Origin of the sequence: Synechococcus sp. R65.1 (assembly GCF_047461755.1) — a bacterium.
GTDB lineage: Bacteria > Cyanobacteriota > Cyanobacteriia > Thermostichales > Thermostichaceae > Thermostichus.
Genome location: NZ_JANSHU010000007.1, coordinates 1 through 20,985, shown reverse-complemented (window position 1 = coordinate 20,985; position 20,985 = coordinate 1). Strand labels below are relative to the sequence as shown.

The window sequence follows — 20,985 nt, the reverse complement described above, 5'->3', positions numbered from 1 at the left end:
AGGTGCCCTAATCTTAAATTTTGACCTAGCCTGCAATCAAACCCGCCTCTCCGGCCACCTTTAGGGCAGCTTACCCCTCGCCGCCCAGCTTGTCCTTCTGGGCGCAGCAAGGTGCCAAGGCAGCAATGGGGACAAGCCTCTCAGCTTTCCGACAACGACAGGGAGCGCAAGGGATCCGGAATCGACTCACTGGGGGCCACAAAGCTGCCCTTTTCCACAAAGCCAAGGCGCACCGCCAGCCAGCGAATGAAATTCTCGTTAGTCGAGACCACTGCCCCTAGCGGCTCCTTCAACTTGTTGCGCAGGGGTTTTAACTCGGGAGCTTCCATGAAAGCTGGCTGGGGCACCCAGTGGAAATCAATGGGGCGATGCTGCTCCGCGTAATGTCGCCGACGCTCCTCCAGCACCTCCTCCAGAGGTTCAGACCGCAAAAAATCTAGACTGCCAACGATGAAGTGATAGGTAGTGGGCTCAGTGGCAGGCATACTTTCGGAGCTTTCCTACTGCGAAAAGGATAGAACCTAGCTGCCAAAGTCCAGCTTCTTAAATTCAGCCAGTCAGTGGGTGGCCTTGAGCAGATAGGGGGCCAGGTCGCGAGAGCTACAGCGGGGCTGACAGGCCTCCAACTGCTGGAGGACAGGCAACCGTGCCATCACCTCCTCAGGGGGCATAGGGTGTTCTGCTGCCTGCTTGAGGGTAGCAAGAGCCTGCGCTGCCCATTCCCGTGCCCAGGGGGGAGTTGAAGGAGTCTCCCCCTGCTCCAGCAGCTCCTGGCAGAGGGCTGTCGATCGCTCCAAGTCGCCACTGCCCTGATAGGCCATGACCAGAGCCACTCGAGCCAGAGCACATTCCTCTGGGTCTAGCTTAGGACGGCTGCGCTCCCCCTGGCGCGGCGAGCTTCCTTGAATCGAGCAGCAGTAGCAGAAAGACTCAAGAAGGTTGATCGCCTCTAGGTAGCGCTCCTGCTTCAGTGCAGTGATGCCGGCACGGAGGGATCCATGAGGAGGAGACATGAGCCTAAGTAAAGAGATGAACGCTAACCACCTTCCCGTCCATGGTCTTGGTGGCCTGGCTTCGTATCAAGTTTGGTGCCTGCTACTACTATACCCCTAGGTAGACTACTGCGAATCTCTTCTTAAGCTTTTGGCAAGGGCGCTCAACTCTTACGGGCCAAGAGGTAAGTGCTAACGTAGTGGGTTTCTCGGCGCAACACCTCACAGCCTGCCCGCTGCAGGCGCGCTCCCAGATCGTCGCGGATGTAGTCGCAGTAGTAGGGCTCGTGGAAGGTTTGCGCAAAAGCTTCCATCGTCTCCTCCAGCTCCGGCGAATCCAGCAGCTGCACCGAGTCGCAGACGACAACCACGCCCCCTGGCTTCACCACCCGGCTGATCTCGTTGATGACGTTTTGCCGAACCGGGCCAGGCAGCTCGTGGAAAAGAAAAACGCTGACAACTGCATCGAAGAAAGCGTCAGCGTAGGGCATGGCCTCGGCGTTGGCGCGAATAAGCTGCGGCAGCTCCCCGGGCAACTCCTGCAACAGCCGGTTGGCCTTGCGCAGATAGGCAGGAGAAAGATCCAAGCCATACAGCGCCGCCTTGGGCAGGGATCCCCGCAAAAGGCGCAGCATCCGCCCTGTGCCACAGGCTACGTCGAGGATGTGGGGAGCAGATAGGTTGGGATCGAGGGCATCCTTGAGCAGGCGGATCACCCGTCGCCGCATCGCATCCGCCGTACCCCCAAACAGCAACTCCACCTGCAAGTCGTAGAGCTCAGCCGAGCGATCGCTCAGGTAGCCGTTGGTTTGGTAGTGGAAGTTCTGAAGGTAGTATTTTGGGTAGCCCTCTGTGGAGATGTCTGGAGAAAACTCTTGGTAGCGCCGGCCGTGTACCCGTCGGGCAATCTGGGGCAGTTCCAACCACACCGCTGGGTAATAGCGGGCAAAGTCCAGCCAGGGGTTGTCGAAGAGAAGCGCGTGAGGGTAGTAGCCTGCTTCCGCATCTTGCCAATCAACTTCTAGAAGTCGCTCGTAGCGAGCCCGCAACTCCTGCAAAGTGGCTGCGCTCACCTTCACCCGCTCCCGCGGTGGCAGAGGCTTGCCGGAGACAAAGCTCTGCAGCTCCCTGAGGGCAGAGAGCATCAGTTCGGCAGCTTGGGTGGAGAGAGCCTTGTGGGCAAAGCCGAAGAGGTTTTTGCCCCACTGAAAGGCACGGTAAGCAGCCTCCCCCACCGGCGATGGGATAGGCAGCGACAGCTCGGGGCTTAACTGGAAGCTCATGACCCTGCCAGTGCAAACGGGTTCTTAACGTTTGTTTACAATGCGATAGTAGATTATAGCAAGGCGGCCAGGGTGGGCCGACAACCGCTAGGCGGCAAGAGAAGCCGGCAAATTGGATCCCGGAGCACAACCTCCGCCAAGCAGGAGAGTACTCTAATGGTGGGTTTCCACTTGCCTCCTGAGCTCAAGGAAGGGGCAGATCCGGCTGAACTGATGGGAAAAGCCATGACGACCAAAACGGTGTTGGTCATTGACGATAGCATCATGATCCGCAAGATGGTGGCCAGCATCCTGGCTGACCATTTCCAGGTGCTGGAGGCTAAAGACGGACCGACGGGCTTGGAGGTCGCCAAAAAGCATCACCCCGACCTGATCCTGCTGGATTTTGTCATGCCCAAGATGGATGGCTACGACACCCTCCAAGCCATCCGCCGCGAAGACAGTCTGAAAAATACCCCCGTTATCATGATGTCGGGGATGAAGGAACAAGTGACAGCCCGCATCCCTGAGCCTTTTGTCGACTTCGATTTTATCGAAAAGCCGTTTGAAGCGGAGACTCTTCTGGCTCAAATCCAAAAGGCCCTGCAGGTGACTCCTGCAGCGGCAGCGGAAGCGGGATCAGAAACCAACACCCAGTTGCTCTTGAACAAGCTCACCGCCATCGAGACGCTGCTTATCCAAGGTACGGAAAACCTGATCCAGCGGGAAGTAGTGACGCGGCTTGCCCACCTCAACCAGCGCCTAGATCGTCAGGAGTCTCACAGCGCTAACCTAGAAGAGCAAATCCGTAAGCTCACCAGCGAAGTGGAACGGCACAGCCAGGGCTTAGCCCTAATCGTCAAAGAGCTGCGGCATATCCGTAAACTGTTGGGGGGTCTTGATGGCTGAGCAAAGCTTTGAGCGCGCCTACCGACACCTGGATGCGGTGACGGCCCTGTTCGTGGCGGTGCTGCTCATCTCCAACATCGCCTCGGCCAAGATCGTGCTCTTGGGGCCCTTTACCTTCGATGGCGGCACCATTCTTTTCCCCCTCAGCTACATTTTCGGCGACATCCTCACCGAGGTCTACGGCTATGCTCGCTCGCGGCGGGTGATCTGGCTGGGGTTTTTCTCGGCAGCCCTGATGTCCGTGACCTTGATGATTGTGGGATCCCTGCCGGCAGCCCCTGATTGGCCCCACCAGGAAGCCTACGACCAGATCCTCGGCCTTACCCCCCGTATCGTGCTGGCCAGCCTAATTGCCTACTGGAGCGGCAGCTTTGCCAATGCCTATGTGCTGGCGCGCCTGAAGGTGTGGACCCGGGGACGCTGGCTGTGGACGCGCACCATCAGCTCGACCCTGGTGGGCCAAGCAGTGGATACGGGCCTGTTCATTCTCATTGCCTTCTGGGGAGTTTTTCCGAACCTAGTGAGCCTCATCCTCTCTAACTACGTGTTCAAGTGTGGTGTCGAAGTGGCCTGTACGCCCCTTACCTATGCCATCACTGGCTGGCTGAAGCAGCAGGAGCAGGAGGACTACTTTGACGTGGCAACGGACTTCAACCCTTTCCGAATCCAGGTTGTATCCAAATAAAGCTGCTCCCTTGCCAGGCGGGCCAGGGAGAGGGATCCCAGTTTTGGTATATTGACGTTCTCCCAGCCCTAAGGGGCGGGGATTCTTTCTCGCTTATCGCGAGCTACGCGGACGCACTGGCGGGGCTGCCGCTGCACGCCCGTGGGGGACGCCATAACCCCAACTACTGAGCCTAAGCCCAGATACTTGCACTGGATGTTGATGTCGGCTTATAACTCGACTATAGTACTCCAGGCTATACAACGCCACGAGTAGGCGGCTCATCCCCAAGACTAAAAACCAGGGCCTGCGCCGCTTAGCCTGCTGGTCAGAGCGTTATCCCAATCTACCCCGCTGCCGGTGCGCAGCGAGCTAGATCAGCAAGGAGCCGCCCGGTGTTGCCGGGAGCCTTTATCCAAGACAGGACTTTTGTAAGGGATCCGCAAAGAAAGATGATGCTCATTTTCCAAATTGCTCTGTTGGTGCTGGTGCTCTACAGCTTGCTGTTGGTGGTGGCGGTGCCGGTGCTCCTTAGCTCGGCCAGCGACTGGAGCCGGGCCAAGAATGTCCTTTTGGTGGGATCCCTGCTCTGGGTGCTGATGGTACTCGGGGTGGGGGTACTTAGTTTCTTGAAGTGATCCCTCCAGCGGGATCCTTCGACACCCATCCCCCAAGCTTCTGTTAGGGCGGCGAAAAAACTGCGCATTCCCGCACCCGACTGAGCTCTGGGCGCTCTCGTTAGAAGGGCTCTCCTCTAGTCCTTGATTCACTGGACAATCAGCCACTTTGTGGCATGACCGACCTCCTGCCTTGACGGAGATGGGCTGAGCTAGTAGGCTTGCGAGTACATCTTTTCTGGTAGGCACTTTGCCTAGGCTAAAGTTGGCTCCGTCTTTAGCCGGTGTGCCTTATGGGGGCAAGGAGCACCTACCTGCAGCTCGCGGGGAAGTGACGCCTGTGGAGATCCCTCTGGCGGGGTGGTAGGGGTGGACTCTGCCACTAGCTACGGGTCGTGGAAGCAGGGAGAAAGCGTCAACCTGGAGCAAAAGTCCGCTTTTGTCCAGCGTTGTATAAGTCTTTCAGAGCGGATCTCACCCCCTTACAATAGACAGCAACTTGATTCCATCTTCATGGCCTTGCTGCTTGCTCGGTCGGCAGCAGGGGTTGCTTGAGTCGAAGTCTTTCGGGAAGCTTGGGTGTTGAGAGCGGTGAAGTATTCCCAGAGTCTTTGCTTGCCTTGGCTGGGGGCAAGGTTGGCTTTGGCAGGCCTAGTGGGATCCCTGCTGTTGCTCCCTTCGGCAAGGGCGCAGTCGGGCTTTGTCATCACTGGCAGCGAGGGGGTGCCTGTCCTCAGCTATCGGCTGGATTTTCGCGGCATTCGCGGCCGGCTGGATCGCTATCGCCTGAAGATCCCACCCCAAAATGTGGCAGTGGCAGAGGTGCAGATCAAGGCGGATAGCAATTTCGATGCCGTCATCGACCCGAAGAATGTGCGCCTAGAGGCGGAGGGCAAGCCGGTGGAGCTGGCGGAAGTGTACTGGAACGAGGAGTTTCGCTCTTTGGAGGTGGTAGCCCGTCAACCCATTGCCGCCGGCCAGGAGATCCGCTTGGTGCTCTCCAATGTGCGCAATCCTTCCGCTGCTGGCATCTACCGGGTAGAGGCGCGGGTGCGGGGGACAGAGCCCAACCCCCTCTTCCGCAAGGTGGGCAACTGGCTGATTACCATCGACGATCCCGAGCGGCTCACGTTCTAAGGGGAACTCTCCTCCAGACGGCAGCCTGGTCTATTGAGAGAGACGGTCTTTGGTGCTGGCCGACCTCTGGTATCCCAATTGGTGGCAGGCCCTGATCTTGGGCATGGTGCAAGGGATCACCGAATTCCTGCCCATCAGCAGCACGGCCCACCTACGAGTGTTTCCGGCTTTGCTGGGCTGGCCAGATGCGGGAGCTTCGTTTGCGGCGGTGATCCAGCTGGGCAGTCTGGGAGCAGTGTTGATCTACTTTGCCTCTGACCTGCGCCAGTTGCTCCTTGGCTCCTGGAGGGCTTGGCAGGAGCGAGACTTCCAGCAGGAGTCTTGGCGGCTGCTCATGGGGATCCTGGTGGGAACGTTGCCGATTGGGGTGGCCGGATGGGCCGTCAAGGCCATTTGGGGATCTCCGCCCCGCCAGTTGTGGGTGATCGCTGCTGCCGCTATTGGCTTGGCCCTGGCTTTGGGCTGGGCAGAACGGGTGGGGAAACGCCGGCGAGGCCTAGACAGCCTAGGCATTTGGGACGGGATCTGGGTGGGGCTGGCCCAGGCCTTGGCTTTGATCCCAGGGGTATCCCGATCCGGCGTGACGCTGACGGCGGCTCTGTTGCTCGATTTGCAGCGCTCGGCTGCCGCCCGCTACTCCTTCTTGCTGGGAATCCCCGCCCTCTTTTTGGCCGGGGTAGAGGAGTTCGTCTCCGAGTTCAGGACAGAGGCGCTGCTAGCGCAGGGGCTGGGGACGCTCTCGGCCTTTGTCTTCTCCTACTGGTCCATCGATTGGCTCATTCGATTTTTGCAGCGCAGCAGCACCTGGCTGTTTATTGTCTATCGGATTAGTTTTGGCCTGTTCATTTTCTTGGGGCTGGCGCTGGGGTTCTTGCAACCTTAGACCGACTTCTGTCCCCGCAGAATCTGCAGCGCTTTGGGCAGGTGCTCCGCTAGGTGGGCCGGATCCACCCCCGTCGGACCCCGCTCCCCCACCAGCTGGATAGCTGCCTGGGCATGCCACCACACCCCGGCACAGGCGCAACTCAGTAGCTCTGAGATCCCCATCGCTTGACCCAGTTGGGCCCTTCTGCGCGCCACTAGTCCACCAATTAGGCCAGTTAAAACATCGCCGCTGCCGCCGCGAGCCAAAGCTGGTGTGCTCTCCGGGTTTACCCAGCATTCCCCTGTGGGAGAGGCGATTATCGTCCGTGCCCCCTTCAAGACTACCACCGCCCCACTCTGGGCTGCTGCCTTTTGGGCTGCCTCGAGGCGATCCTCAAGCGAGATCCCAGGAAAAAGCCGGCGAAATTCCCCCAGGTGCGGGGTGAGGATAGCTTGGATCCCGTTTTCTGGCAGGCGCTCCACCCCCATCTCCGCTAAGGCATTGAGGCCATCGGCGTCGATCACCCAGGGGATCCCGGCCCAATCCCGCAGCAAGATCTCCAAAAGCAGCTGGCGGGTTTCCCCAAGGCCCGGCCCCACTGCCACCGCCTGGAAGGGCTTCTCAGCTACTAGCGGCAAAGAAGGGATCCCTTCCCAGGGGTGCACCAACACCTCCGGCAAAGCGCTGTGGATCAGCTCCTTCAACTCCGCCGGCGCCACTAGGGTTACCATGCCCACGCCGCTGGCACGGGATCCCAGCCCGGCCAACACTGCCGCCCCGGCATAGGCCGTCGAGCCTGCTACCAGCAGCAGGGATCCCTGGCGGTACTTGTGGGTGTCCAAGGGGGGATCGGGGGGGAAATGGGGCCAGGGTTGCAGCAATAGCTGGGGAACCGCCTCCGCCGGGCAGGCCCAAGGGGGGATCCCAAAATCAATGCGATGCAGCCGTCCTACCCAAGGCAGAGCCGCCTCCTGCCACAGGCCCCGCTTCCAGAGGCCCAGGGCATAGGTGTAGCTGGCGCGGATACAGCAGCCCCAGATCTTGCCTGTCTGGTCGTTGAGGCCAGAGGGCAGATCCAGGCTGAGGATGGGAATGCCGCTGCCGTTGGCCCACTCCACTGCCTCTGCCCAGGGATCCCCCAGGGGCCGGTTTAGGCCAATGCCAAACAGGGCGTCAATCAGCAGGTCACAGTCGGCCAACTCCTCCAGCCGATCCACAAACTCCGCCCCCAGCGCCCTGAGATAGCGAGCGTGGTCGGCAGTCAGGGGCTTGAGATCATCCGGCTTGCCCAGCCAAACCTTCACCTCCTTCTGGGCCAGCCGCAGCTCTCGTCCAACCACCAAGCCGTCGCCGCCGTTGTGCCCTGTGCCGCAGAGGATGCCGATGCGCTGCGCATGGGGGAAATCCTGCCGCAACTGGGCAAAAACGGCCAGGCCCACCTTTTCCATGAGAGCGGCCACAGGCATGCCGGCAGCGAAGATCTGCTCCTCGAGGCAGCGCATTTGGGCCGAGCTGACCAGGGCGGTGGAGGGGTCAAAGAGGGGCAGGGCGCCGCGCCGCTGGGGCGAATGGGGCTCTGTCATCGCAGTCATGGCTGAGGGGGACTTAGGGAGCTTAGCTCGATCACGTTCCCGTCGGGATCCCGAACAAACAGCACCGTCCGCCCGGAAGCGCTTGGCTGCACCTCGTAGCCTGCCTGCAGCAGGCGGGCCTTTACCGCTTCCAGGTCTTCCACGCCCAGCGCCACATGGGGAAGGCGCCCCCACTTCGCCTTGCTGCCCCAACTGGCTGGCTGCCCTTGGTCAAGCGGCTCCTCAGTAACAATCAAGTGAATCTGAGAGGAGCCCACCTGGTACCAAGCGCCGGGAAAGTCAAAGGGAAACCGCTCTGCTTTGGGGAGCCCGAGCACCGTCCCGTAGAAATGCTCAGCCCTGGCCAGATCGCTAACCCAAAGGGCAGTATGTAAGTGCTGATAGGCAGGCATGACGCTAGGTCTAATGAAGTTCTTCTCTGAGGGTCTGTTCCGCCTGTGCGCTAAGTTGGAGCTAGGGCAACGAGCGCTTGGCCTTGCCCAGGGGTTGGTCTATGGGATCCCGCACCAAGTTTTTCGGCACTGTCCTGGCCATGCTGGCCGTCAACAGCATCTATATGCAGTTGCAGCAGCTTGCCCTGCGGCTAGAAGAAAAAGTGAAGCCAGCTCCCTCGGAGCAAGCCTCTCCAGAGCCTCAGAGCAACGCGCAGCCGCCGGATCGCTGAGAGCCTCTGGCCCAAGTTTTCCGGAGGGTGCAACTGGCCAGGGCCGGCTTTGTCGGGATCCCCTAGAAGCCGGGTGGTGCTTTGCAAAGGGGATCAAACTCCGTACCATAGAGGAGCAGGCTCCCCTGTTTTGCGGTTTACACCTTGGGTACTCACCATGACTCAGCCCTCCGCAGCCTCTGGGCAAAAGCCGATTGTCGTCGCCCCTTCTATTCTTTCAGCCGATTTTAGCCGCTTGGGGGAAGAAGTGCGGGCAGTGGACGAGGCAGGAGCCGACTGGATCCACGTAGATGTGATGGATGGCCGCTTTGTGCCCAACATCACCATCGGCCCGCTGGTGGTGGAAGCGCTGCGCCCGGTTACGGCCAAGCCTCTAGATGTCCACCTGATGATTGTGGAGCCGGAGAAATATGTGGCCGACTTTGCCAAGGCGGGGGCCGACATCATCTCCGTTCACGCCGAGTCCAGCTCCACCATCCACCTGCACCGCACCCTCAGCCAAATCAAGGATCTGGGCAAACAGGCAGGTGTGGTGCTCAACCCGGCCAGCCCTCTGGAGCTGATTCAGTACGTGCTGGATCTGGTGGACCTGGTGTTGATCATGAGCGTCAACCCTGGCTTTGGCGGCCAGAGCTTCATCCCGGCGGTGGTTCCCAAGATTCGCCAGTTACGGGCCCTGTGCGACGAGCGGGGCTTGGATCCCTGGATCGAGGTGGATGGCGGCATCAAGGCCAGCAACGCCTGGCAGGTCATCGAGGCGGGGGCCAATGCCCTGGTGGCGGGCTCAGCCGTATTCAAGGCCAAGGACTACGGGGAAGCCATTCGCGCCATTCGCCACAGCCGCCGCCCCGAGCTGGTGACGGTTTAGGGCTTTCTTCCCGTAGGCCAGCAACGCCGCAAGCAGCCTCAGCTCAAGCCCTAGCCCGCGCAAAGCTTTAGCGCAGAGCGGCCGTCTTCTTCTGGGCAGCGGCAGGGGAGGCACCTGCTTCAGCTTGACCTAGGCAGTGAGGAGGCGCAGAGGGGGGAACAAGCGGCTGAGGCGAGGTAGGGCTGAAAAAAACCTGGCAGAAGGGCAGGCGGCTGTTGCGCTGAATGTCGGCAAGGTAAGGGGGAGGGATGGTGCCCCAGTAGGCTCTTAGGACATGCTGGTCGGGATCCTCTGGCAGCACCTGGTAGTGCAACATTAGGCGGTTATCGGGAAACCAGGCGCGAACAAGCCTTTGCAGTTGCCTGAAATTGAAGCCTGGCTCTTCCGGGTTGTAAATGAGGTGCATCCCCACTAGCCGCCCGCCCATGAAGTAGGCCTCTACATAAAACCCACGGGCATAGAGGGGGGGCTCTGAGGGATCCCGCGACGAAGGGGCATCCGGCGGATAGAGGGCCTCACCGCCCGGTCGCAGTTGCCAGCGGCTCCAGCGGGGATCCTCTCGGTCGCTGGAAATAGTCTCCCAGTTGTTGGCGTGGGCGTAGCCTAAGAAGCGCTCCTCCACCATGCCTAGATAAAGCATCTCCATCTGCAAGGAGGGTCGGGCCCGCGTTTGCAACAAGGGCAGAGTGCGCACTTCTCCTTGCTTGAGTACCAAAACTTCCGCCAGGGCTGGACAAGGTTTCCACGCCAGCAACGCCGCTAGGACCCCTGCCCCAACTGCCCAGCCCAGGTAGCCGAGACCAGGCTTGACCCAGGCAAGCAGCCATGGGGCTAGCCTCGGGAGCTGGAGAGACAGCCTAAGCTGAGTGTCCAACCCAACAAAAGCTGGAACGTAAGATGAGATCACCGCAATTTCAAAGAGCCCAAAGCTGTTAGGAAGTCTATTCTAGCCACAGAGCTAAAGCCTTTTAGAAATTTTGTTGCCTTGCATAAATTTTTGCAGGTTCTGAATGTCTGCCACCCAGTGCAACAAGTAACACCCTCGGCATGGTAACTCCAGGGCTAATTGTTATCGCCGGCCCCACCGCCACTGGCAAGTCACGTCAGGCGTTGCTGCTGGCTCGGCGGCTGGGATCCCCTCTGCTGAATGCCGACTCTCGCCAGGTCTACCGGGAGTTCGACATCGGCACTGCCAAGCCTACCCCCGCTGAGCGGGCCCTCTGGCCGCACGAGTTGATGGACTTTGTGGATCCCCGCCACACCTACACCGTGGCCGAGTTTCAGCAGGCGGCCCAGTCGCGCATTGCCGAGGCCCATCGGCAGGGACAGACTCCCATTCTGGTGGGGGGGACGGGGCTCTACATCCAATCCATTACCGCAGGGCTGGGGATCCCGGCAGTTCCGCCGCAGCCCGAGTTGCGCGCCCAACTAGAGACGTGGCCGCCCGAGATCCGCTACGCCTGGCTGCAGCAGTTGGATCCCGTTGCCGCCGAGCACATCCATCCCCATGACACGGTGCGCACCCTGCGGGCTTTGGAGATCATCTACACCACCGGCAAGCCAGCTTCCCGCCTGAGGCAGGCCCATCCTCCTAGCTACCCCATCCTCATCTTGGGGCTGCGCTGCCCAATGCCCCGTCTGGAACAACGCATTGCTCGGCGCACGGCAGAAATGCTGGCAGCAGGCTGGATTGAGGAGGTGAAAACGCTGCGGGAGCGCTACGGGCCAGACCTGCCCCTCTTACAAACCTTGGGCTACGCGGAGATTGGCGCCTACCTAGAAGGGCGGATCCCAGAAGCAGAGCTGCAGCCTTTGATTGTGCGGCGCACCCGCCAGTTTGCCAAGCGGCAGATGACCTGGTTTCGGGCCATGCCAGGGATCCAATGGCTGGACTGCGAGGCCGAGGATCTGCCCGAACAGATCTGGAAGCGGGTTACGGCGTGGATGGCAGCTCAGACCAGCGCCGGAACCACTCCTGCCGTCGCTGCGCGTCCGCCCGCCGATCCGTAAGGATCTCCAACACCCGCACCCCCTGGGTCGGCAAGGGATCCAAGGCTTGGGCCAGCTCCTCCCAGGTCTCTATCCGCCGGTGGGGGATGCCATGGGCCTGGCAGAGGAGGGCAAAATCCACGGCCTGGGGGGTGGCAAAGTAGGGCTCAAAGGGAGGGTTGGGCTCCTGGCGAGCCGCCTTGGCAATGGGCAAGAGCTCAAAGATACCGCCCCCCTGGTTGTTGATGAGAAGAATCGTCAGGGATCCCTGAAGGCATTGGGCAAGACGCAGGCCACCGCAGTCGTGCAAAAAGGCCAGATCCCCGGTCAGCACCACCGTCGGGCGCTGGCGATGGGCCACCCCAAAGGCGGTCGAGAGGATGCCGTCGATGCCGTTGGTGCCGCGGTTAAAGTAAGGCCGGATATGGCGGTCGTTGGGTGGCCAAAACCACTCCACATCCCGCACCGGTGTGCTGTTGGCAATAAATAGCGGCGTCTCCGGCGGCAGGTGGTGGGCCAGCCACCAGGCAATCTTGCCCTCAAACCACTCCGGCAGAGCTGCCAGCAGCCGATCCAGCTCAACCCGAGCTTTTGCTTCCGCCTGCAGCCAGGCTTGCAGAAAAGCGGTTGTTTTGGCTTTGCCTGCCGGGATCCCTGCCGCCACCTCCTCCACGGCAAAGGGCAAGTGGGTCGTGGAGTTGTGGAGAGGATCGGCGTTCTGGGGTCGGGGATCGAGTAGCCAGGTGCGGGGTTGGACTTGGGCCAGGGTTTGCCGCAGGGCCTTGCTGGTGGGCAAGGGTCCCAGTTGGATCACCTGCTCTGGCCAAAGATGGGGCTGCTCTCCCTGGAGGAGAAAATCGTAGGTGGTGATGAGGTAGGGGTTAAGGGAAGCGTAGTTGCGCAGGGGGGAAAGGCCTTCTGCCAACACCGGCCAGCCCAGGGCTAGGGCCAGACGGGCCACTGCCTCAGCGTAGGCGCGGGGATCCGCCGCTTGGGCCGGCCCTGCCAAGATCACTCCCCGCTCACAGCTGCACCACTCCTGCCAAAAGGAAGCCCTCTCCATCTGAAGACTGCCCCGCAGCGCCTGGCAGGAAGATCCGGCCGGAGCAACCCCCCGAAAAAAGCTCTTCTCAAACTCCGGATTTTTCTGCCAACGGGCCAGGGGCGCGGTGCTGCTGTCAGCAATGGGAGCCAAGGGCTCCCGCAAAGGCACGTTGAGGTGCACTGGACCCGGGAAAGGGTAGAGGGCACGCTCCCAGGCGTGAATGACGGTCTGGCGCAGGTAGGCCAGAGCTTCTAGGTCGGCGCTGGGCAGGGCTAGCTCCGCCTGCCAGTTGGGGTAGTGGCCGTAGAGCTTCACCTGGTCGATGGTCTGCCCGGCGCGGCAGTGGCGCAGCTCCGGCGGCCGATCCGCCGTCAAAACCAGAAGTGGCCAACCACTTTCTGCCGCCTCGATGAGAGCGGGGAAAAAATGGGCGCCGGCGCTGCCAGAGGTACACACTAGCGGGATGGGCTGCCGCAGCTGCTGGGCCAAGCCAAGGGCAAAGAAGGCCGCCGACCGCTCATCCAGCACCGGAATGGCCTCGATCTCAGGGTGCTGCGCCAGAGCATAGGTGAGGGGGGCAGAGCGGGATCCCGGACACACCACCGCCACCCGACAGCCCAGCCGGCTCAAGGTCTCGGCCAAAACGGATCCCCAGAGGGTGTTGAGGTTGCGCCAGTCCAGCCGTTGAGGGCAAGGCGTGTCAGCCATTCCAGCCACAAGAGGTAGCGGGAAAGAACCCAAAATGGGCACATCCTGTTACTGTAGGCCCATCGACCACCCCGGGGAAGCCCCCTCTCCTATCCACCGCTTGTTATGGCCTCCTGCCGACAGGAGGAGCCGGAGGTTGGTCAAGTTTCTCGAAGGGGGGAATAATGTTTATCGACCTTTGCTGCAGCCAAGCAGGAGCGCCCATGCCCAGAAAACCCGATGGCTACCTCGTTCACATCATGCTGGAAGGGGGTCAGACCCTGCAGGTACGGGTCAAGGAAGCCAGAGAATACACAGAGCTGATCAACCAACTGATGGTGGGTGGGGACGAGTTCATCACCTTGCCCAAGCAAATGGACAATGAGTACATGATCGTGCGTCCCCAGCGGGTGGCCGGTGTGTCGGTGGAGGCAATCTACAACTCCAGCGTTGGTATTGACTTGTAGGAATCCCAAGAGCCAAGCCAGGGATCGCGCCCGAAGCCCCCAGCCTTGAAGCTGGGGGTGCTAGGAAGGCTTTCTACAGACTTAGATTTAGGATTGCAAGGCCGAGAAGACTATTTCTCCGGTGGCAGGAGGACTTTGTCAATGACGTGGATAATGCCGTTGGAGGCTTTGAGATCGGGGGTTGCCACCTTGGCGTCGTTGACCCGGATCCCATCCTTGACGGAGATCTCCACCGGCACTTCAGCAAGGGTAGTCACCTTACCGGCCTCTAGATTTTGAGAGAGAAGCTCGCCAGACACGACATGGTAGCTGAGCACTCGCTTCAATTTCTCCTTGTTTTCTGGCTTGAGCAAGTCGTCTAGCGTGCCGTTCGGCAGGGCCGCAAAGGCTTCATCAGTAGGGGCAAAAACGGTGAAGGGGCCCTCCTCAGAGAGCGTCTTCACCAGGTCAGCAGCCTCCAGGGCTTTGAGCAAGGTGGAAAAGGAACCAGCCTCAGTGGCAACATCCACAATGGTTTTTTGGGCAGAAGCTGCAGTCTTCGCGCTTGCAGGCGCTGGGCTAGGGCTGGGGCTGCTAGCCTGGACTCCGGGAGCTGCAGCCAACACTGTGGCCGAGGCAACGGCTAAAGAGAGCGTGAAGAGCTTGCGAACCATGGAATGTAACCCTCCGTAAAGAGTAGGTTTACACTCCTCTACGACGGACAGCCTCTGGCTCGAGTTCCTTACTTCCCGTGGTGGAGCTGCTAGCTGTTTAGGCGTTGCCTCTGCGGCTTGCCGAGGGATCGCCGCTGCTTTCGGCTGGGTTGGGACTGGTCAAATCGTTGAGGCGGCGCAGGATCCCCCATCCCTGCAGGGCTTCCAAGAGGGCCTCCCGCACAACGGCCACGGTTTCTTGGTCAAGGGCCAGGCGCAGATAATCCACTGCCAGCCGAGTTTGTTCGGGATCCAGATGGGGCAGGCGGCTCTGCAGCCGGCGTACCCCCAGCAGCCGCCTGTAGGGATCGGGGGAAGCAATGTCGCTAAGATCCCGCTCCCATTGAGAACGCTGCCGCTCTTGCCGGCGGCTGAGCCACTCCCAAAACAGCAGTGACAGCAAGGCAAAGGTGGCTAGCCCCTGCACAATGGCACCTGTGGCCAGCCAGCGCTGGTTGGCTTCTGCCCAGATTGAGACCACAAGGTAGGTGCCAAGAGTGGCGGCTGCCCCGCCCGCAACGGCTAGCAAAAGGGAGCGATTGGCTTGGCGAAACCAAGCTTGCCACTCCTGCCAGCGGCGGCTAAACTCAGGGCTGCAAGCCGCGTACACCCCTAGCATCACCCCAGTGCCCACTGCTAGGGAAAGGGCCAGGCGCCAGTGCCAAAAAGCTAGCCCCGCCAACGCCAAGCCTGACACCGCCAAAACCCGCCCCTGCGATCCCCCCAGCAGCCACCCCGCCGCTTGAGCTCCCCTTTCCTCTGCCCCTTTCTGAACCCGCTGAAGATACTCCTGCCAGGATCCCTGGCCAGAAGAGGAGCGACTGGATCCCTGCTTCACCGCCGGCAACTCTCCCAACTTTTTCTCTGCCAAGACAGGTCAACGCTTTAATTATGCTCTGTCGGCAGATCGGAGATAGGCTTTCCACCCCTGAGCTTGCAACTGGGCATTTTTCTCCTGCACAGCCTGCTTGAGGTTTTCCCGGTAGGCAAGCACCCGCTGCAGCAGTTCAGGATCCCCGCTGGCTAGGATCTGCACCGCCAAGAGACCAGCGTTATAGCCGTTGCCAATGGCTACGGTAGCCACGGGGATCCCCTTGGGCATCTGCACTATCGAATACAGGGAGTCCAGCCCCTGCAGGGATTGGCTGAACACCGGCACCCCGATGACTGGCAGAGGGGTAAGGGAGGCTACCATCCCCGGCAGATGGGCCGCCCCGCCAGCGCCGGCAATGATGACGCGGATGCCGCGGGTGTGGGCACTGCGGGCAAACTCCACCATCGCTTCGGGGGTGCGGTGAGCGCTGAGGATCTGGAGGAGATAGGGGATCCCAAACTCCTCGCACACCTGAGCGGCGGGGGCCAAGGTGGGCAGATCCGAATCGCTGCCCATCACGATGGCGACAAGAGGGGAGTCTTCCATGGCTTGCTGGCCCGTCGTAGCCGATCCATAATCGCATAGCCCAGCCCTGTCAAAACCGGGGGGGGCTCAGCCAGCAGCAGGGTGGCTGCCCCTTCGTCCAAGCGGCGCAGGCTGGCAAAGAGAGCCCGCGCTGCCGCAGTGGGATCCGGCCCCAGGCATTCAAAGGTCAGCGCAACTCCCGGCCAGTGGTGGGCAAAGCTTTCCGCCAGCGCCTGGGCATCGGCTGAGAAACTGAGGACGCCCAGGTGGGCATGTTCAGCTGTCTCCTGCCGCAACCGCTGCCACTCCTCAGGGCGGAGCTGGTCAAAGGCAACAGGCAACAACCAGAGGGGCTTGGTGGGGGCGTAGTGGCTGCTAAGCCCTCCCGGTGCCTCGGGCCTTAGGTTGCTGTCCGGTGCAGTCTGGAGGGGCAGGCCGAGATGAGCTTCCAGCACTTCCCGCGGGATCCCGCCAGGGCGCAACAGCGTGGGCGTGCCGTCAGGGCTGAGCTTAAGCACGGTCGATTCCAAACCCACGCTGCACTCTCCTCCGTCCAAAATGTAGGGGATCCGCCCCGCCAACTCGGCATAGACCGCCTGAGCTGAGGTGGGGCTGAGGCGGCCAAAGCGGTTGGCGCTGGGGGCAGCTAGAGGCACCTGAACTGCTTGCAGCAAAGCCTGGGCCACGGGGTGGGCAGGCATCCGCAGCGCCACTGTAGGCAAGCCACTGGTGACGAGATCCAGCACCCGGGGTCCCTTGGGCAGCACCAGCGTCAGCGGGCCCGGCCAGAAGGTGTCGACAAGGGATCCCAGCCGAGCGCGGGCAGCGGCAGTAAAAGCCGACAGATCCACCAGCTCCCCGTCCAGCGCCTCAAGGCAGACCCCAGCTGGCAGGTGCAAGATCAGGGGATCGAAACGGGGGCGCTCCTTGACAGCAAAGATGGTGGCCACCGCCTGTTCGTTGAAGCCGTGGCCCGCCAGGCCGTACACCGTCTCCGTAGGCATGGCTACCAGTTGACCTTGCCGCAGGGCTTCAGCGGCTAGGGCAAGGTGCTCGGGGGTGGGGGGAAGAATCTGCGTTGGCATTGGGCAAGCTGGGGATCCCCTTCCTACCTCCATTGTCAAGCCAGGGGGAGGGCAATGTCTCCTTCTGCAGCTCAGCGCTTGCTCTCTTCCTCCACGTGGGTGTGCAGCACCCTGCCGCGTAGGGTCTTGCCCAGCCAGGGAGTGGCCTGCGAGTGGGAGCGGAGCGTGGCTGCCGAAACTGTCCAGGTATGGGTTGGATCAAAGAGCACCCAATCGCTTCCGGGCTCCAGGCTGGGCGGCTCCAACCCCAGGCAGCGGGCCGGGTAGAGGCTAAGGGCCGACCAGAGCTGTAGCGCCGTCAGCGCTCCCGTCTCCACCAAGTTCTGCCACAGCAGCGGCAGGGCCAGCTCCAGACCCATGGCCCCAGGGGGTGCGTCGGCAAAGGGCAGGGTCTTCTCCTCGTAGGTGTAGGGGGCATGATCGACGGCAATGCCCAGGCTACCGCTGCGGATCCCGGCAATGAGGGCCTCCCGGTCGGCGGCACGGGGAAGAGGAGGCAGTAGGCGCAAGTTGGGATCGTAGCCGCGCTCGAAGACAGCTTCCTCCGACAGGAGGAGGTGCATCCAGGTGGTACTGGCGGTAACCGGCAGCCCCTCTGCCTGCGCCTGCTGGATAAGCTCCAGGCTGCGGGCTTGGCTGAGGCGCATCACATGCACTGGCGGCGGCGAGGGAACGCTGCGCAGCACTTCCAGGAGGCGGGCTAGGGCGGCGGTCTCGGCACTGGCTGGGATGCCCTTTAGCCCCAGGCGCAGAGCCCATACCCCCTCGTAGAGACTGCCCGAACCACCTAGGGTGGGATCCCAGGCCCAAACCAGCAGGGGCTTGTTCCAGGGCCGCAAGTACTCCAGAGCTTGTCGCACCAGGGCCAGGGAGCGCAGCGACTCTGCTCCCCCAAGCCGGGCCACAAAGCCAATGGCTCCAGCGCGGGCCAGCTCTCCCCAAGGGCTGGGAGCTTCTTCCCGGCCACCCAAGCTCAAGGCAGCCCAGGGCAGCCAGCGAGGATCCCCAGGCCGGCGACGATAGCGACCTAGCTGCTCTGGCTGATCCAGCACGGGAAAGGCTGCCGTCCCCGCAAGAGGAGTGGGCAGCAGGCCAACTTGGGTAAAGCCGCCTGCCCGCGCCGCTGCTGCCAAGGAAGTGAGAGTCTCGCGGCCAGCGGAGAGGCCATTGTCTTCCAGCTCGCCACTAGAGGTGTACAAATCGATCAGGCCTGGGCCCAGCACCCAGCCGGCGGCGTCCAGACGGGGGATCTTGGCGGGGATTGCCGTTGCCTCGACAAGCAGGAGGCGGCCCCGACGTAGCCAAACGTCAGCCACGCCATCGCGCTGGCGGCAGGGATCCAACAGGCGTACCCCTTGGAGGCAAATGTCTGGCAAACCCAGGTCGGCAAGGAGAGGGGATCCCATCTCTTACCCCCTAGAGAGCGCCCGCCGTGGTGCAGTCGAAAATCTGGCCGGACAGGTGGGTGGTGAGGTTGAGCACTCTTAAGACTGGGGCACCCTCCTTTCCTTCCGGGTAGTCGATGACGGTAATGCCGCCATTGCCTTGCTTGAAGATCCAAAAGGCATGGGGAGAAAGGTCGAACAACTGGCAGATGATGGCTTTGTTGATGGCATCATGGGCTACCACCACTGCCGTACCTTCAGGAAACTGAGCAGCAGTAGTGGCCAAAATTTCTTCCCAGGCTGAGCGGGTGCGGGCCCAAACTTGGTAGAGATTTTCCCCGTTGGGCATCTGCACAGCCGCAGGATCCCGCTGCCAGCGCTCCAGCTCGCCGGGGTATTGGGCCTCCACCTCGCTCTGCAGCTTGCCCTCCCAGTCGCCGTGGCAGATTTCTTGCAGCTCCACCATTGGACGCAGAATGAGGTTGGGGTGGTAGCGGCAAATGGCATCAGCAGTAGCCCAGGGCCGCTTGAGGGGGCTGGAAAAGGCTAGATTCAGCGGCTGATCCGCCAGAAATTCGGCTACCTTGGCTGCCTGCTCCTCGCCGGTGGCGTTGAGGGGGATATCCCGCTGCCCCTGGAAGCGTTGCTCCCGGTTCCACTGCGTCTCTCCATGGCGCACCAGCAGAATGCGCATCCCCTGCTTGCGCTGGGGCAGGGATTGGCCCAGATGGGCGGTGATGTTCCAGGATTCCAGTTGGGGTGGCCCCCCCAGGCCCTGGGGAAAGTTGAGGACGCTAATGGCACAGTTGTTTTGCCCCAGGCGGTGGTAGTGGACTGGCCCCAAGCCAATGGCCGTGCTGACCAGGGCACGGTTGAGGCCGCTGTGGCCGACGATAAGAACGTTGAGGGGATGCTTAGGATCCTTCCCTCGCTCTGAGCGGGGATCCGCCTGCACCTGCTCAGCCAACTGTTGCCAAAAGCCCTGGGCTTGCTGCCAGAGATCCCGCACCGGAAAGCGTCCCCCTAGCTCCAGCTCCTCGGGATGGTACCGCCATCGGGAGTACTCTTCTGGGTACTTTTCCTTCACCTCGGCAAAGGTCAGGCCTTCCCACTCCGTTAGGTCAATCTCCCGCAGCTGCTCGCTAATCAACAAAGGGACCCCCGCTCGCTCCTTGAGAAGAATGTGGGCAGTGTCGAGGGCGCGGGAGAGAGGGCTAGAGTAGACGTAATCCAAAGGGATCCCGGTCAGGGCCTCAGCTAGCCGTTGCGCCTGCGCTTCTCCACTGGGGGTGAGGCGAGAGAGATCGGAGCGACCTTGGATGCGATTTTCGACGTTGAAGGTGCTCTCACCGTGGCGCACAAGCAGGATGCGCAGGGCAGGCTGAGCCATCGTTTGCACCGGTTGAACTCGAGAACACCTTACTAGAGTATCGCCTAGAGCCCTGCTGTGGGGTTTGGCTGGCCTCCCTAGAGATGAGCCGCTCACAAAGGGGTAAGCCGCGCTAGGAAAGCCCCCTCCGCCTCCTGGTAGAGAATTTGTCCTTGCCAGCCGTTGGCGTGGGCATAGTGCAGCAGGGTTTCTGGGTCCACAAAAAGCCAGGGGAAAGGATCCCCGCGCCGGCCGTTGTACTCAGCCACAAAGTTCACTACCTTGGTTTCTGCTTTCCCCCCCTCTAAGTCCCTAGGAACGGTCGGCTCTGGATCCTGCAGCAGATCCTCCAGACGCGCCGAGTCGCCCTCTTCGCTGAAGTCGCTGAGCTCGGTAGAGTCCACAAGCAACTGGCCGGTGGGCTGAATCCAATGGCGAGCCCGGCACAAAAAACGCTCCAACCCCCCTAGGGATCCCAGGAGGCCAGCGCCGTTCATCAGCAACAGCAGCGTGTCGAAGGGCTCTTCCGGCCCTGCCCAGTGGAACAGGTCGGCAGCAATGCGGCAGCGCACCCCCCGCTCTGCCATGATCTGCAACGCCACGGGCGAGCGATCCAAGGCAGCCACCGCCAATCCTTCCTCCTGCAGCAGCAGGCTGTGGCGGCCCGTGCCGGCGCCGATGTCCAGCACCCGACCGCGGCATAGATCCAAAGCCATGGCCTCCACCTCCGGCAGCTCCTGGGTGAAGAACACCTCGGCGGAGACCACCTGGGGCTCTTCCGCCAGAGGGATCCCCTCCAGGCCGTAGGCATGCAAGAGCAGGGATCCCTTGGCCTCTCCTCGGTGCCAGTCCCATAGGGCTTGCTCTAAGGGATCCTGAAGTGGGTAATTCTCGACAGCCTTTATCATGGAAGGGGAAAGCTAAACCATTGACCCGATGGCCATCGTCGCCTTTCTTTACGGTGCCGCTATCGTCCTTTTGCTGATTGCAGCAGTGGTTTGGGCAACATCTCGGCAGTTCAATGTGGAGACCGAGACGCAGATCGGCACCTCGCCAGAAGAGCCCTCCGAGACCTCATCCGTTCCCATTTCCATTGTGGAGCAGCTAGAGCGCCAATACCGCAACAGCCCTTCCTACCGTCCCCACCCTTAAGTTATTCTTCGAGAAGCCTCTGAAAGTCCTTGAAAAGACGGGTTTTTGAGGATCCCTGAGGGCGCGATCAGTGTCTTTGCTGGCCGAAGGTCGGCGTTTTCTTCCCTGAATCATGGTTGTCAAGTCTCCGCCACCCATTGTCTAC

At 61.3% G+C, this 20,985-nt stretch carries 24 protein-coding genes; 10 read left to right on the top strand and 14 right to left on the bottom strand.

What is annotated here, in order from left to right; all coding sequences use genetic code 11:
* Nucleotides 1–140: 140 nt before the first annotated feature.
* The 3 genes from NW814_RS04740 to NW814_RS04730 all read right to left on the bottom strand — a co-directional run bounded on the left by NW814_RS04740 (nucleotide 141) and on the right by NW814_RS04730 (nucleotide 2,275).
* The gene (locus NW814_RS04740) at nucleotides 141–485 is read right to left on the bottom strand and encodes an MgPME-cyclase complex family protein (protein ID WP_414393331.1); all 345 of its coding nucleotides are present in this window, start codon (nucleotides 483–485) and stop codon (nucleotides 141–143) included.
* Between the two features lie 72 nt (nucleotides 486–557).
* Nucleotides 558–1,013, bottom strand: a complete 456-nt coding sequence (locus NW814_RS04735; RefSeq protein WP_414405396.1) for a hypothetical protein — start codon at nucleotides 1,011–1,013, stop codon at nucleotides 558–560.
* A gap of 143 nt (nucleotides 1,014–1,156) precedes the next feature.
* Entirely contained in the window at nucleotides 1,157–2,275 is a 1,119-nt protein-coding gene (locus tag NW814_RS04730) for a class I SAM-dependent methyltransferase (protein ID WP_414405395.1), read from the bottom strand.
* A 156-nt stretch (nucleotides 2,276–2,431) separates the two neighbouring features.
* Between NW814_RS04730 and NW814_RS04725 the strand changes: the two genes are divergently transcribed.
* The 5 genes from NW814_RS04725 (at nucleotide 2,432) to NW814_RS04705 (ending at nucleotide 6,464) form a co-directional block, all read left to right on the top strand.
* A complete protein-coding gene (locus NW814_RS04725) occupies nucleotides 2,432–3,163 on the top strand; it encodes a response regulator (RefSeq protein WP_414405394.1) in 732 nt (243 codons plus the stop codon).
* Entirely contained in the window at nucleotides 3,156–3,848 is a 693-nt protein-coding gene (locus NW814_RS04720; RefSeq protein WP_414405393.1) for a queuosine precursor transporter, read from the top strand. Before NW814_RS04725 ends, NW814_RS04720 begins: the two co-directional genes overlap by 8 nt.
* Before the next feature lie 434 nt (nucleotides 3,849–4,282).
* Entirely contained in the window at nucleotides 4,283–4,465 is a 183-nt protein-coding gene (gene psbZ, locus NW814_RS04715) for a photosystem II reaction center protein PsbZ (protein WP_414393323.1), read from the top strand.
* Between the two features lie 615 nt (nucleotides 4,466–5,080).
* Nucleotides 5,081–5,581, top strand: coding sequence for a DUF2808 domain-containing protein (locus NW814_RS04710; protein ID WP_414405392.1), 501 nt, complete (start codon nucleotides 5,081–5,083; stop codon nucleotides 5,579–5,581).
* 52 nt (nucleotides 5,582–5,633) lie between these two features.
* The gene (locus NW814_RS04705) at nucleotides 5,634–6,464 is read left to right on the top strand and encodes an undecaprenyl-diphosphate phosphatase (RefSeq protein WP_414405447.1); all 831 of its coding nucleotides are present in this window, start codon (nucleotides 5,634–5,636) and stop codon (nucleotides 6,462–6,464) included.
* Here NW814_RS04705 and NW814_RS04700 read toward each other — a convergent pair.
* Both NW814_RS04700 and NW814_RS04695 read right to left on the bottom strand, forming a co-directional pair.
* Nucleotides 6,461–8,029, bottom strand: coding sequence for an NAD(P)H-hydrate dehydratase (locus NW814_RS04700; RefSeq protein ID WP_414405391.1), 1,569 nt, complete (start codon nucleotides 8,027–8,029; stop codon nucleotides 6,461–6,463). The two genes, NW814_RS04705 and NW814_RS04700, sit on opposite strands and share 4 nt — an antisense overlap.
* 5 nt (nucleotides 8,030–8,034) lie before the next feature.
* Nucleotides 8,035–8,430, bottom strand: a complete 396-nt coding sequence (locus tag NW814_RS04695) for a VOC family protein (protein WP_414405390.1) — start codon at nucleotides 8,428–8,430, stop codon at nucleotides 8,035–8,037.
* Nucleotides 8,431–8,531: 101 nt separating this feature from the next.
* Here NW814_RS04695 and NW814_RS04690 point away from each other — a divergent pair, with 101 nt between their 5' ends.
* Together NW814_RS04690 and rpe are read left to right on the top strand one after the other, a co-directional pair.
* Entirely contained in the window at nucleotides 8,532–8,702 is a 171-nt protein-coding gene (locus NW814_RS04690) for a hypothetical protein (protein WP_414405389.1), read from the top strand.
* Between the two features lie 157 nt (nucleotides 8,703–8,859).
* Nucleotides 8,860–9,570 carry a ribulose-phosphate 3-epimerase gene (rpe, locus tag NW814_RS04685; RefSeq protein WP_414405388.1) on the top strand — a complete coding sequence of 237 codons (711 nt, stop codon included), beginning with the start codon at nucleotides 8,860–8,862 and terminating at the stop codon, nucleotides 9,568–9,570.
* 67 nt (nucleotides 9,571–9,637) lie between these two features.
* Here the strand turns inward: rpe and NW814_RS04680 are convergent, their stop codons facing one another.
* Nucleotides 9,638–10,285 (bottom strand): hypothetical protein, encoded by a 648-nt coding sequence (locus tag NW814_RS04680; RefSeq protein ID WP_414405387.1) that lies wholly within the window; start codon nucleotides 10,283–10,285, stop codon nucleotides 9,638–9,640.
* Between the two features lie 332 nt (nucleotides 10,286–10,617).
* On the opposite strand from NW814_RS04680, the gene miaA reads away from it, so the two are divergent.
* Nucleotides 10,618–11,580: a tRNA (adenosine(37)-N6)-dimethylallyltransferase MiaA gene (gene miaA / locus NW814_RS04675; RefSeq protein ID WP_414405386.1), complete on the top strand. Its 963-nt coding sequence runs from the start codon at nucleotides 10,618–10,620 to the stop codon at nucleotides 11,578–11,580.
* Here miaA and menD read toward each other — a convergent pair.
* A complete protein-coding gene (gene menD / locus NW814_RS04670; protein WP_414405385.1) occupies nucleotides 11,504–13,312 on the bottom strand; it encodes a 2-succinyl-5-enolpyruvyl-6-hydroxy-3-cyclohexene-1-carboxylic-acid synthase in 1,809 nt (602 codons plus the stop codon). The two genes, miaA and menD, sit on opposite strands and share 77 nt — an antisense overlap.
* Nucleotides 13,313–13,515: 203 nt before the next feature.
* Here menD and NW814_RS04665 point away from each other — a divergent pair, with 203 nt between their 5' ends.
* Nucleotides 13,516–13,758, top strand: coding sequence for a hypothetical protein (locus NW814_RS04665; protein WP_414393306.1), 243 nt, complete (start codon nucleotides 13,516–13,518; stop codon nucleotides 13,756–13,758).
* Between the two features lie 110 nt (nucleotides 13,759–13,868).
* Here NW814_RS04665 and NW814_RS04660 read toward each other — a convergent pair whose 3' ends face one another.
* The 7 genes from NW814_RS04660 to NW814_RS04630 all read right to left on the bottom strand — a co-directional run bounded on the left by NW814_RS04660 (nucleotide 13,869) and on the right by NW814_RS04630 (nucleotide 20,596).
* Nucleotides 13,869–14,267 (bottom strand): fasciclin domain-containing protein, encoded by a 399-nt coding sequence (locus NW814_RS04660; RefSeq protein WP_414405384.1) that lies wholly within the window; start codon nucleotides 14,265–14,267, stop codon nucleotides 13,869–13,871.
* A gap of 241 nt (nucleotides 14,268–14,508) precedes the next feature.
* Complete coding sequence (locus NW814_RS04655; RefSeq protein WP_414405383.1) at nucleotides 14,509–15,321, bottom strand: hypothetical protein; 813 nt, start codon at nucleotides 15,319–15,321, stop codon at nucleotides 14,509–14,511.
* Nucleotides 15,322–15,339: 18 nt separating this feature from the next.
* Complete coding sequence (purE, locus tag NW814_RS04650) at nucleotides 15,340–15,870, bottom strand: 5-(carboxyamino)imidazole ribonucleotide mutase (protein WP_414405382.1); 531 nt, start codon at nucleotides 15,868–15,870, stop codon at nucleotides 15,340–15,342.
* A complete protein-coding gene (locus NW814_RS04645) occupies nucleotides 15,840–16,934 on the bottom strand; it encodes an L-threonylcarbamoyladenylate synthase (protein WP_414405381.1) in 1,095 nt (364 codons plus the stop codon). Before NW814_RS04645 ends, purE begins: the two co-directional genes overlap by 31 nt.
* Nucleotides 16,935–17,005: 71 nt before the next feature.
* Nucleotides 17,006–18,340: a dihydroorotase gene (locus tag NW814_RS04640; RefSeq protein WP_414393298.1), complete on the bottom strand. Its 1,335-nt coding sequence runs from the start codon at nucleotides 18,338–18,340 to the stop codon at nucleotides 17,006–17,008.
* Nucleotides 18,341–18,350: 10 nt separating this feature from the next.
* Nucleotides 18,351–19,709 carry a histidine phosphatase family protein gene (locus NW814_RS04635; protein ID WP_414393296.1) on the bottom strand — a complete coding sequence of 453 codons (1,359 nt, stop codon included), beginning with the start codon at nucleotides 19,707–19,709 and terminating at the stop codon, nucleotides 18,351–18,353.
* A 92-nt stretch (nucleotides 19,710–19,801) separates the two neighbouring features.
* Nucleotides 19,802–20,596, bottom strand: coding sequence for a class I SAM-dependent methyltransferase (locus tag NW814_RS04630; RefSeq protein WP_414405380.1), 795 nt, complete (start codon nucleotides 20,594–20,596; stop codon nucleotides 19,802–19,804).
* Nucleotides 20,597–20,624: 28 nt separating this feature from the next.
* Between NW814_RS04630 and NW814_RS04625 the strand changes: the two genes are divergently transcribed.
* Entirely contained in the window at nucleotides 20,625–20,840 is a 216-nt protein-coding gene (locus NW814_RS04625) for a hypothetical protein (protein WP_414405379.1), read from the top strand.
* Nucleotides 20,841–20,985: the final 145 nt, after the last annotated feature.

Bases quoted from the DNA above. Each gene is read 5' to 3' on its own strand.
- psbZ (WP_414393323.1), top strand. From the start codon at position 4,283: ATGCTCATTTTCCAAATTGCTCTGTTGGTGCTGGTGCTCTACAGCTTG.
- NW814_RS04720 (WP_414405393.1), top strand. From the start codon at position 3,156: ATGGCTGAGCAAAGCTTTGAGCGCGCCTACCGACACCTGGATGCGGTG.
- NW814_RS04695 (WP_414405390.1), bottom strand. From the start codon at position 8,430: ATGCCTGCCTATCAGCACTTACATACTGCCCTTTGGGTTAGCGATCTG.
- NW814_RS04640 (WP_414393298.1), bottom strand. From the start codon at position 18,340: ATGGGATCCCCTCTCCTTGCCGACCTGGGTTTGCCAGACATTTGCCTC.
- NW814_RS04625 (WP_414405379.1), top strand. From the start codon at position 20,625: ATGGCCATCGTCGCCTTTCTTTACGGTGCCGCTATCGTCCTTTTGCTG.
- NW814_RS04735 (WP_414405396.1), bottom strand. From the start codon at position 1,013: ATGTCTCCTCCTCATGGATCCCTCCGTGCCGGCATCACTGCACTGAAG.
- NW814_RS04645 (WP_414405381.1), bottom strand. From the start codon at position 16,934: ATGCCAACGCAGATTCTTCCCCCCACCCCCGAGCACCTTGCCCTAGCC.
- NW814_RS04630 (WP_414405380.1), bottom strand. From the start codon at position 20,596: ATGATAAAGGCTGTCGAGAATTACCCACTTCAGGATCCCTTAGAGCAA.
- NW814_RS04730 (WP_414405395.1), bottom strand. From the start codon at position 2,275: ATGAGCTTCCAGTTAAGCCCCGAGCTGTCGCTGCCTATCCCATCGCCG.
- NW814_RS04690 (WP_414405389.1), top strand. From the start codon at position 8,532: ATGGGATCCCGCACCAAGTTTTTCGGCACTGTCCTGGCCATGCTGGCC.
- NW814_RS04740 (WP_414393331.1), bottom strand. From the start codon at position 485: ATGCCTGCCACTGAGCCCACTACCTATCACTTCATCGTTGGCAGTCTA.
- rpe (WP_414405388.1), top strand. From the start codon at position 8,860: ATGACTCAGCCCTCCGCAGCCTCTGGGCAAAAGCCGATTGTCGTCGCC.
- menD (WP_414405385.1), bottom strand. From the start codon at position 13,312: ATGGCTGACACGCCTTGCCCTCAACGGCTGGACTGGCGCAACCTCAAC.
- miaA (WP_414405386.1), top strand. From the start codon at position 10,618: ATGGTAACTCCAGGGCTAATTGTTATCGCCGGCCCCACCGCCACTGGC.
- purE (WP_414405382.1), bottom strand. From the start codon at position 15,870: ATGGAAGACTCCCCTCTTGTCGCCATCGTGATGGGCAGCGATTCGGAT.
- NW814_RS04700 (WP_414405391.1), bottom strand. From the start codon at position 8,029: ATGACAGAGCCCCATTCGCCCCAGCGGCGCGGCGCCCTGCCCCTCTTT.
- NW814_RS04635 (WP_414393296.1), bottom strand. From the start codon at position 19,709: ATGGCTCAGCCTGCCCTGCGCATCCTGCTTGTGCGCCACGGTGAGAGC.
- NW814_RS04725 (WP_414405394.1), top strand. From the start codon at position 2,432: ATGGTGGGTTTCCACTTGCCTCCTGAGCTCAAGGAAGGGGCAGATCCG.
- NW814_RS04665 (WP_414393306.1), top strand. From the start codon at position 13,516: ATGCCCAGAAAACCCGATGGCTACCTCGTTCACATCATGCTGGAAGGG.